General features: G+C 71.9%; 11 protein-coding genes. 6 read left to right on the forward strand and 5 right to left on the reverse strand.

Going from position 1 to position 9,063, the window contains the following annotated elements; all coding sequences use genetic code 11:
- Positions 1 to 125: 125 nt before the first annotated feature.
- A complete protein-coding gene (locus tag I5G_RS17120) occupies positions 126 to 410 on the forward strand; it encodes a hypothetical protein (protein WP_022880157.1) in 285 nt (94 codons plus the stop codon).
- A 24-nt stretch (positions 411 to 434) separates the two neighbouring features.
- On the opposite strand, the gene I5G_RS17125 is transcribed toward I5G_RS17120, so the two are convergent.
- Together I5G_RS17125 and I5G_RS17130 are read right to left on the reverse strand one after the other, a co-directional pair.
- Positions 435 to 1,403 carry a hypothetical protein gene (locus tag I5G_RS17125; protein ID WP_022880158.1) on the reverse strand — a complete coding sequence of 323 codons (969 nt, stop codon included), beginning with the start codon at positions 1,401 to 1,403 and terminating at the stop codon, positions 435 to 437.
- Positions 1,404 to 1,512: 109 nt separating this feature from the next.
- The gene (locus I5G_RS17130; protein ID WP_022880159.1) at positions 1,513 to 2,070 is read right to left on the reverse strand and encodes a Dps family protein; all 558 of its coding nucleotides are present in this window, start codon (positions 2,068 to 2,070) and stop codon (positions 1,513 to 1,515) included.
- 166 nt (positions 2,071 to 2,236) lie between these two features.
- Here I5G_RS17130 and I5G_RS17135 point away from each other — a divergent pair, with 166 nt between their 5' ends.
- Complete coding sequence (locus tag I5G_RS17135) at positions 2,237 to 4,045, forward strand: glycoside hydrolase family 15 protein (protein ID WP_022880160.1); 1,809 nt, start codon at positions 2,237 to 2,239, stop codon at positions 4,043 to 4,045.
- Between the two features lie 55 nt (positions 4,046 to 4,100).
- A complete protein-coding gene (locus I5G_RS17140; RefSeq protein ID WP_022880161.1) occupies positions 4,101 to 4,994 on the forward strand; it encodes an SDR family oxidoreductase in 894 nt (297 codons plus the stop codon).
- Positions 4,995 to 5,234: 240 nt separating this feature from the next.
- On the opposite strand, the gene I5G_RS17145 is transcribed toward I5G_RS17140, so the two are convergent.
- Positions 5,235 to 5,696, reverse strand: coding sequence for a GNAT family N-acetyltransferase (locus I5G_RS17145; RefSeq protein WP_022880162.1), 462 nt, complete (start codon positions 5,694 to 5,696; stop codon positions 5,235 to 5,237).
- A 119-nt stretch (positions 5,697 to 5,815) separates the two neighbouring features.
- On the opposite strand from I5G_RS17145, the gene I5G_RS24155 reads away from it, so the two are divergent.
- The gene (locus I5G_RS24155) at positions 5,816 to 6,748 is read left to right on the forward strand and encodes a helix-turn-helix domain-containing protein (protein ID WP_022880163.1); all 933 of its coding nucleotides are present in this window, start codon (positions 5,816 to 5,818) and stop codon (positions 6,746 to 6,748) included.
- 1 nt (position 6,749) lies between these two features.
- Here the strand turns inward: I5G_RS24155 and I5G_RS17155 are convergent, their stop codons facing one another.
- Positions 6,750 to 7,010, reverse strand: coding sequence for a hypothetical protein (locus I5G_RS17155; protein ID WP_022880164.1), 261 nt, complete (start codon positions 7,008 to 7,010; stop codon positions 6,750 to 6,752).
- Positions 7,011 to 7,152: 142 nt separating this feature from the next.
- On the opposite strand from I5G_RS17155, the gene I5G_RS26030 reads away from it, so the two are divergent.
- Positions 7,153 to 7,311 carry a hypothetical protein gene (locus tag I5G_RS26030; protein WP_022880165.1) on the forward strand — a complete coding sequence of 53 codons (159 nt, stop codon included), beginning with the start codon at positions 7,153 to 7,155 and terminating at the stop codon, positions 7,309 to 7,311.
- 14 nt (positions 7,312 to 7,325) lie between these two features.
- Here the strand turns inward: I5G_RS26030 and I5G_RS17165 are convergent, their stop codons facing one another.
- Entirely contained in the window at positions 7,326 to 8,351 is a 1,026-nt protein-coding gene (locus I5G_RS17165) for an epimerase (RefSeq protein WP_022880166.1), read from the reverse strand.
- A gap of 55 nt (positions 8,352 to 8,406) precedes the next feature.
- On the opposite strand from I5G_RS17165, the gene I5G_RS26610 reads away from it, so the two are divergent.
- Positions 8,407 to 9,006, forward strand: a complete 600-nt coding sequence (locus I5G_RS26610; RefSeq protein ID WP_022880167.1) for a hypothetical protein — start codon at positions 8,407 to 8,409, stop codon at positions 9,004 to 9,006.
- Positions 9,007 to 9,063 lie beyond the last annotated feature (57 nt).

Here is a 9,063-nt window from a genome sequence, read left to right on the forward strand (position 1 = left end):
CTGACCCCCTCCTCCCCGGTGGGCGGCGGGGTGAAGTTGTGCACGGTTCGCCCCGGGGATGGGCTCCAGCCGACGTGGGGTGCGCCTACAGTCGGGGGCATCACCCCACCCGAGAGGAGCCGAACATGGAGTCTCTGCCGATGATTGCGACCGCGGTCGGCCTCGTGCTCTCGGGCTCGGCTTCCGTTCTCGGGGGTATGAAGTGGATGCTCGACCGTGTCGAAAAGCGGACCAGCGCGCGCTTCGATCGAGTGGATCAGCGCTTCGACCGTTTGGAAGCGCGCACGGACGAGCGATTCGCCGAGGTCGACCGCCGGCTCCAGGAGGTCGGCGGGTTGCTCACCGAGGTCAAGATCGCCGTCGCCCGCCTCGAGGGTCCGCACCCTCCGTTCCTGTTCGCCCGAGGGTGACGGGCGTCGGCGAGCGGACCCCCGTCAGCGAGGGGCCGCGGCGGATGCGGTAGGCGCGCCGGCGATGCGCCGGCGCCTCCGCAGCCCGACGACGAGAAGACCGGCCGCCGCCACCACGAGCGCGGTGAGAATCGGCGGCAGGATCAGTTCCGGCATCGTCGAGGCCATCGTGAACACGTTCACCGCGTAGTCCGCCATGCCCGGAAGGTCGTGAGCGAGCACGCGCGAGCCCGCCGCGGAGGCGAGCGCCGTCGTCAGCGGCGGCACGATCCAGACCAGACCCAGGCCCACGATCGCGGTGGCGATGCGCCCCGCCGACGACACCCCGGTCCACGCGATCGCGAGTCCGACGAGGATCGGAGAGAGGTACGGGAGCACCGGCAGCACGGCCTCGAACGGGGAGGCGTACTCGAACGGGCGGAACAGCAGCCCGGCGAGCCAGGAGCCTCCGGCGGCCGCGCCGACGACCAGCCCGAGACCCGCTCCCGCCCGCGGTGCCGCGGACACGAGCAGGCACACCGCCCACGCGACGACGGCGGCGAGCACCGCCACCGTGGTGAGCAGCACGAGGTACACCACGGACTCGCTGCGCTCCTGCAGGACGGAGCGCGTGACCGACGTGGTCTGCACGATCGCGACGAGGTCGACGGCGATCAGCCCGGCGAGCGTCGCGAGCGGACGGCCCCATCCCGGGCGGGAGCCGCGGGCGCGCGCGACAACCCCCGCGAGAGCGCCCCCGACGACGAGGAGCACCATGATCGTGATGATCGTGTACTGGCTGTACGGCAGCAGGACGAAGGGGCCCGGTTGCGAGGGATCCTGCGCCTCGCCGAGGTTCTGGAGCGGGAGGAAGGGGCCCGCGATCAGCCAGGGCAGGAGCCCGGTAAAGCCGCCGATCGCCCCGATCCCGGCGAACCAGAGCGGCGAGGTGCGCCGTCGGTCTCGCACCCGCAGGTCGCCCGATCCCGCGTCGTCGTGTCGTGCATCGTCCATGAGGCCCCCATCCCGGTCGATCCCTCGACGGTAGCCCACGGCGCGGGGTGGGGGGACGACGGATGCCGAGGCCCTGAGGCCCCGGCATCCGGTGTCGTCTTCGCCGCGGCTACTTCCGCGCGACGCGGTTCTCCGCGCTGACCATCCACGACAGCTGCTCGAGGCGCTCGAGGATGGAGTGGAGGATGTCGGCGCTCGTGGGGTCTTCCTCGTCGACGTCGTCGTGCACGTCGCGGACGGTGCCGACCGTCGCGTCGATGCGCTCGGTGATGAGGTCGACGACCTCGGCCGTGTCGACCTCGCCCTGCGGGAACTCCGGCAGCGTGGTCGTCTCGGCGATCGTGTCGCTACGGCCGTCGGGCAGCGCGTGCAGCGAGCGCATGCGCTCGGCGACCGTGTCGCTGAACTCGCGGGCCGCGTCGATGATCTCGTCCAGCTGCAGGTGGGTGTCGCGGAAGTTCTTGCCGACGACGTTCCAGTGCGCCTGCTTGCCCTGGATCGACAGTTCGATGAGGTCGACGAGGACCGCCTGCAGGCTGTCGGCGAGCTTCTCCGAGGCCTGGAAGCCCTTCTCGGCGTTCTGCTCGTCGGTGGTCTCGGGGCCGCTGCCGCCGCGGGCCGGGCGACGGCGGTTCTTGGTCGGGGCGTCCTTCGTGGTGGTGGACATGCGCGTTCCTTTCACTCGCGGTCGTCCTCGACGTTAGGTCGCGTCCGCGGCACCCGGCCGGGGGTTGCGAGGAGGGCTCCGCGGCGGTACCGCCCCCCCCGTACCCGCTCGACCCGGGATCGACAACCCCCGAAGCCCAGCCCGCAGCGGTTCCTACCGTGGGACCGTGCCCACGACCCCGCCCTCGCCGTCCCGCCCGCTGCGCGACTACGCCGCGATCGGCGACGGACGCACGGTCGCGCTGATCGGGCTCGACGGCTCCGTCGACTGGCTGCCGCTGCCGAATCTCCACTCGCGTCCCGTGTTCGCGCGGCTCGTCGACGACTCCGCGGGCGGCTGCATCGAACTCGCGCCGGTGGGGGAGTACACGGTGAAGCGGCGCTACGTCCCGCACACCAACGTCCTCGAGACCACCTTCACGACCGCGACCGGTGTGGCGAAGCTGACGGATGCCATGGTCACCGGCATCGCGGGGCGGTTGCCGTGGGCCGAGCTCGCGCGGCGCGTCGAGGGCGTGCGCGGCGAGGTCGAGTTCGCGTGGGGCGTGCAGCCGGGCACGATGCTCCGTTCGGCCGCGCCCTGGACCGAGCGCATCGACGGGTTCTCGATCATGCGGATCGGTCACGTCTCCCTCGCCGTGGTCGGCCACGAGCATGGCATCCACGGACAACCCGACGAGCGGAGCGAGAGCATCTCGGGAGGATTCACGACCGCGAAGGGCTCGCGCCACCTCCTCGTGATCGCCGCGACCGAGGGGGAGCCGCTGCGTGTGCCCGACGCGCAGAACGTCGACCGCGGGATCGACCGCACGATCGCGGGCTGGTCGATGTGGTCGGACGAGTTCTCGTACGACGGGCCGTGGGCGGACGACGTGCAGCGCAGCGCGCTCGCGCTCAAGCTCCTGCTGTTCAGTCCGACGGGCGCGATCGCGGCGGCGGCGACGACGTCGTTGCCTGAGAACCCGCGGGGCGGCAAGAACTGGGACTACCGCTTCGCGTGGGTGCGGGACCTCGCCTACACCGCGCACGCGTGGGTGGGTTTCGGGCTGCGCGAGGAGACGCACGCGGCCCTGTCCTGGATGCTCCGCACGATCCGCGAGAACGGCCCCGAAGTCCGCGTCATGTACACCCTCGACGGCGGAGCGGACATCGGCCTCGAGAAGCACGAGGTGCCCGGGTGGAATGGCATCCCTCCCGTCGTCACGGGCAACCCGGCGCAGGGACAGCTGCAGCTCGGCGTGTACGGGGACCTCCTCGCGATCTGCCGCACCTACGTCGAAGCCGGGAACCGCCTCGACACCCAGACCGGGCGGCTCCTCGCCGACGTCGCCGACCGCACATGCGACCTGTGGCGGCGCGAGGACTCCGGCATGTGGGAGCTGCCGCAACTCGAGCACTACACGTCGTCGAAGATGGGCTGCTGGAAAGCGCTCGACGACGCCCAGTGGCTCGCCGACGGCGGGCACATCCCCGACAACGGCGACCGCTGGCGCGCCGAGCGCGACCGCATCCACGCGTGGGTCGAGGAGAACTGCTGGTCGGAGACCCTGCAGGCGTACACCCTGCGCCCCGGCTCGGACGACCTCGACGCGTCGGTGCTCCTGCACGCGCCCACCGGTTTCGACCGTGGCGAGCGCATGTCGAGGACCGTGGATGCCATCACCGCACGCCTCGGCACCGAGAATCACCTCGTCTACCGGTACACCGGCATGGACCAGGAGGAGCACACGTTCGTCGCGTGCGCGTTCTGGCGCGCGACGGCGCTCGCGTGCGTCGGCCGTCACGCCGAGGCGATCGAGGCGATGGACGCGCTCGTGGCCCAGGCCAACGACGTGGGCATGTACGCCGAGATGATCGCCGAGGAAGACGGGGCGTTCTGGGGCAATCTCCCGCAGGCGCTCAGCCACCTCGCGCTCATCAACGCCGCCCTCGTCATCCGTGAGGTGGTCGACGAGGCAGACCTCGGCGACCGCTGACCTTCCCCCCGTCGGGGCGGCACGCGCCCCGGCATCCCCCCTGAAAGGACTCGCCATGACCAGCCAGTACACCTTCACCGACCCCGCGAAGCTCTACGCCGACATCGAACCCTCGAAGCAGCACCAGCCCGAGCCGGGTCTGGATGCCGAGCTGTCGCCCAAGGCCGCCCTCGGCGAGGACACCTACGTCGGCAGCGGCCGGCTCGAGGGGCGCAAGGCCCTCATCACCGGCGCGGACTCCGGCATCGGCGCGGCCACCGCGATCGCCTTCGCCCGCGAGGGCGCGTCGGTCGCGATGTCGTACCTGCCGGAGGAGAAGGAGGATGCCGATCGCATCGCCGGCATCCTGCGCGAGGCCGGCGCGACCGTCGCGCAGATCCCGGGCGACCTCCGCGACCCCGAGTACTGCCGCGCGCTCGTCGCGCAGGCCGTCGAGGAGCTCGGCGGGCTCGACATCCTCGTCAACAACGGCGGCAAGCAGCTGTTCAACGAAGACCTCGAGACCCTCACCGACGAGCAGTTCGACGCCACGTTCAAGACCAACGTCTACGCGATGTTCTGGGTGACGAAGGCGGCGCTGCCGCACCTGCCGGCCGGGTCGGCGATCATCAACACGACCTCGATCCAGGCGTACTCGCCGTCGGCGATCCTCGTCGACTACGCCTCGACGAAGGCGACGATCAACGCGTTCACCAAGGCGCTCGGTCAGCAGCTGGCCCCGAAGGGCATCCGCGTCAACGCCGTCGCCCCGGGCCCCATCTGGACGCCGCTGCAGGTGTCGGACGGGCAGCCCCAGGAGAAGGTCGCCGAGTTCGGCGAGGAGACGCCCCTCGGCCGCATGGGGCAGCCCGCCGAACTCGCCCCGGCGTACGTGTACCTGGCATCCGCGGAGTCCAGCTACGTCATCGGCGAGACCCTCAACGTCAACGGCGGCATGCCGACCCCGTAAGGATCCGGCGGGTCGGGTCGGGGCGTGCGCGGCCCCGCCCGACCCGTTGAGTGTCCAAGACACGCGGACGGCCGGCCGTGGCATCCGCGTGTCTTGGACACCGAACGCGGGAAACGGGGCGGGGCGCCGGCGGGGGCGCGCCGGCGGAGCGTCGCCGGAGCGGGGCGCCGGCGGGGCGGGACGTCGGCGGGGCGGGTGGCGGAGCGTCGCCGAAGCGGTGCGTCGGTGGATGCCGGGGTGTCAGGCGAGCGGCTTGCGGTAGAAGATCTCGCCGTCGGCGGTCGTCTCGGTGCGGTGGTAGCCCTCGCGCTCGTAGAGGCGCTGATTGGCTTCGCTGAGGCCGCCGGTGAAGAGCTCGGCCTCGGTGGCGCCGGCCGAGCGCCCGCGCTCCTCGACCGCCGCGAGGAGCTTCGACCCGAGGCCGCCGCCCTGCTGATCCGGGGCGATCGCGAGACGTCCGATGAGCAGCAGGTCGCCCGAGAGCCGTGCCCGGACGGCGCCCACGAGGCGGTGTCCCACGATCGCGACACAGCCGAGGTTCTCGACGAGTTCGGCCTCGAGCTCCTCGAGCGTCTGGGTCAGCGGCGGCATGTCGGGGTCGCCGTAGATCAGTGCTTCGCTCGCGAAGGCCGCGCGCTGGATCGTCAGCACCTCGCCCGCGTCGTCGGGATGGATGTCTCGGATGACGGGCGAGTCGGTCATGGGAGCGCCTTTCGGGGGAGGGGTGAACTATCGGGGGCGAGAAGAGCGTGCCGGAGGGGTCCGCGGGTTAACTACTATGGCGTTGGCGCAGTCCAGCGGGAGCGAGGTGCCGCAGGTCCATGAGCAGCGACTACTTCGACGCGCGCGTCCGCACGACCGAGCCCGCCGAAGCCCTCGAATGGCTCCGTACCCAGTACGGGCGCGTCGACGTGCAGTCCGACGCGGGAACGCTCGCCGAGCGAGCCGCCGGCGATGACGCCTTCGCCCTGCGACGACTTTCCTGGGGGTGTCGCGCCGAGGTCGTCTACGAGGCCGATCGCTTCTTCTTCGCCACCTCCACTCCCGGGTACACGTGGCGCATCGGGTCTGTGGAAGGGGAGTACAGCGTGGCGCCCGGCATCGTGCAGCCCGGTCAGGAACTCCTCGGGCGCGCGGACGGCACAGTCGTCGAGATGGTCGCGTTCGATGCCGCGCACCTCACCGAAGCGGCGCGCGTCATCTACGGCGACGACAGCCTCGAGGTGAGATTCGATGGAACGGCTCCCGTGTCTCCGCGGCTGCGCGACTACTGGCTCGCGACGCTGCGCTGGTCGCTCACGCAGCTGCCGCTGCTGTCCGAGCCGCTCGTGCGCGCCCACGTCCGGCGGGCGATCGTCGCGGCGACCCTCGAGGCGTTCCCCCTCGCGGGCGACCCGCGCGAACGGCGGGCGTCGGCTCTCGAACAGGCCGCGATCTACGCCGCCGCGACGAGCTGGATGGACGATCACGCGTCCCTCCCGGTGACGGCGGACGACGCCGCGCGCGCGGTCGGTACGTCCGCCGCCGGCCTGCGGCGGGCCTTCGCGGCGAACGCGCACCTCGCCGTCACGCCGGAGGCCTACCTCGCGCAGGCCCGGGTGAGCGCCGCGCACGCGGACCTCGTGGCATCCGATCCGACGCGTTCTTCGGTGGCGGAGATCGCTCTGCGGTGGGGCTTCGTCGACGTGCTCGCGTTCGTCGCCGTCTACCGCGCGGCCTACCGGACCGATCCGCAGGTCACGCTCGAGCGCTGACTCAGCGATCGCGGTCGGTGTACTCGCCGGGCCGTTCGACGTCGTCGCGGTCTTCGTCGCCGTCGGGGAGCTGGACGTCGGTGTACGACCCGGGCTCGTCGGCGCGCGGACGCGCGGCCGTGCCGTCGGCGAGCTCGGCGTCGACGTACTCGCCGGGGGCATCGAGGTTGCGGCCGGCTTCCTCACCGTCGGGGAGTTCGACCTCGGTGTACTCGCCCTCTTCGGGGCCGGTGCCGTGTCCGGTGGTGTCGCGATCGCCCATGATGCGCCTTTCTGTCGGTGACGCGTCCGACGCTAGACCGGACCACCCGCACGCGAGAGGTGCTTGACACGCGCGTGCCTCGCCGCCGATGTCTCTGTCAAGGGCGTGGGCCGATGAGACCCGACAGAGGACAGTGGGGAGCATGCCAGCACTCGCCATCCTCCTCATCGTCATCGGACTCGTCTTCCTGTTCCTCGGCATCTTCGTCGAGGCCGTGAAGTTCCTCCTGTGGATCGGGATCATCATCCTGATCATCGGCGTCATCGCCGCGCTGCTGCGCTTCGTGCGCCGCAACACCTGACCGATCCGCTCTTCTCAGTCCGAGAAGAGATCGCGGGCCCGGGGCCGGCGCACGGATGCCACGGCATCCAGCGCCGGCCCCAGCTCGTCGTACGCGAAGGCGAATCCCGCCCGCGTCAGCACTGCGGGCACGGCCCACCGGCTCTTGAGCACCAGCTCCGGTTCGTTCCGGAGGATCGCCATGGCGGGGTCGAGCATCCAGCGGAAGGCCGGGAGGCCCACCGGCATCCCCGCGACGCGCCGCACCTCGCGCATGAGGGTGTGGTTGTCGCTCACGCCCGGGGCGGCGAGGTTGACCGGTCCGTCGATGTCGTCCCGTTCGCGCAGGAAGCGGACGGATGCCACGACGTCGTCGATGTGGATCCAGCTGAACCGCTGCCGTCCGTGCGTGCGGTGCCACGACGACCACACCGGTCCGGTCGGTCGCGTCCCGATGCCGCGGTAGCGGCGGTGCGGGAACCACCAGCTGTCGATCTGCGGGCCGCCGAGGCCCAGCTTCCCCAGGGCGAGGAGCATGCGCGTGGCGGGGCCGTCGCCCAGGACGATCGCCATGCGGAGGGCGATGCGGCGCGTGGCGGGGAGGTCTCCGCCGAAGAACGCCCGTTCCCAGCTCGTGGCGACGTCGACCGAGAAGCCGTCGCCGATCACGCCGTCGAACTCGTCATTGCCGCGCTCGGTCTCGTGGCGGTAGATGGTGGCGGTCGAGGCGTTCATCCAGACGCGCGGCGGGTGCGCGGCATCCTGGACCGCCCGGTGGAGAGCACGCGTCGTGTCGACCCGGGAGCGCAGGATCTCGTCGCGGTTCGCGTCGGTGTAGCGGCACGACACGATGCGTCCCGCGAGGTTCACCAAAACGTCGGCCCCGTCGACGAGCCGCGCGATCCCGGCCGGATCGCCCCACGTCGCGGTGCCGGTGCGGCCGATCGTGGCGACGGCGTAGCCGTCCGCGCGGAACGCCGCCGTGAGGGCGCGGCCCACGAATCCGCTGGATCCCGCGATGACGGCTCGAGGCGGAGGGGCGGTGTGCTCGGGAGCATTCACGCGCTCAGCCTAGGGTGCGCGGGAGGTCCCGCGCCGACCTGACAGAATGGCTCCCATGCGACGACAGGGCCGGGGGACACGCGTCGCGCGCGGCGCCGCCGGCGCCTCCCTCGCCACTTTCGTCGCGCTGCTGTCCCACGTCACCGCCGGTGGCGACGTCCCCGGGTGGTTCGGCATCGTCGTCCCGCTCGCGCTGTCGTTCGTCGTGTGCACGATCCTGGCCGGCCGCCGGCTGTCGGTGTGGCGTCTCGCGCCCGCCGTCGCCCTGAGCCAGCTGCTGTTCCACACCCTTTTCGTGCTCGGCGCCCCCGACTCCCGCGTCGCCGGCCACGTCCACGGTGCCGCCCGCGTCGAGATGACGGGTCCCGACCTGGCGATGATCGCCCCGGATGCCGCGATGTGGGGCTGGCACCTCGTCGCCGCCGCGGCCACGACCCTCGCCCTGCACCGCGGGGAGCGGACCCTCGCCCTGCTGCGCACCCTGGCCGACCGCGCCGTCGAGTGGCTGCGCGCCCGCGTCGCCGTGGCGTCCACCGTTCTCGTCCCGACTCCGCGCCGCCGTGTGCTCGCCGAGGTCGTCGCGGTCGTGCGCCCCACGTCGGTCCTGCTGGCCGACTCCGCCCGGCGGCGGGGGCCACCGCTCGGCGCCCACTGACGCCCGCCCCTCTGCGCTCGCGCTGACGGGGCGTTCCCGCCGCGACCGGCGTGCGGC

Source organism: Microbacterium sp. B19 (assembly GCF_000333395.1).
Lineage (GTDB): Bacteria > Actinomycetota > Actinomycetes > Actinomycetales > Microbacteriaceae > Microbacterium.

What these genes read in the sequence shown, in the direction of transcription:
- I5G_RS26610 (WP_022880167.1), top strand. Translation starts at nt 8,407, where the DNA reads ATGCGACGACAGGGCCGGGGGACACGCGTCGCGCGCGGCGCCGCCGGC.
- I5G_RS24155 (WP_022880163.1), top strand. Translation starts at nt 5,816, where the DNA reads ATGAGCAGCGACTACTTCGACGCGCGCGTCCGCACGACCGAGCCCGCC.
- I5G_RS26030 (WP_022880165.1), top strand. Translation starts at nt 7,153, where the DNA reads ATGCCAGCACTCGCCATCCTCCTCATCGTCATCGGACTCGTCTTCCTG.
- I5G_RS17125 (WP_022880158.1), bottom strand. Translation starts at nt 1,403, where the DNA reads ATGGACGATGCACGACACGACGACGCGGGATCGGGCGACCTGCGGGTG.
- I5G_RS17145 (WP_022880162.1), bottom strand. Translation starts at nt 5,696, where the DNA reads ATGACCGACTCGCCCGTCATCCGAGACATCCATCCCGACGACGCGGGC.
- I5G_RS17155 (WP_022880164.1), bottom strand. Translation starts at nt 7,010, where the DNA reads ATGGGCGATCGCGACACCACCGGACACGGCACCGGCCCCGAAGAGGGC.
- I5G_RS17130 (WP_022880159.1), bottom strand. Translation starts at nt 2,070, where the DNA reads ATGTCCACCACCACGAAGGACGCCCCGACCAAGAACCGCCGTCGCCCG.
- I5G_RS17140 (WP_022880161.1), top strand. Translation starts at nt 4,101, where the DNA reads ATGACCAGCCAGTACACCTTCACCGACCCCGCGAAGCTCTACGCCGAC.
- I5G_RS17120 (WP_022880157.1), top strand. Translation starts at nt 126, where the DNA reads ATGGAGTCTCTGCCGATGATTGCGACCGCGGTCGGCCTCGTGCTCTCG.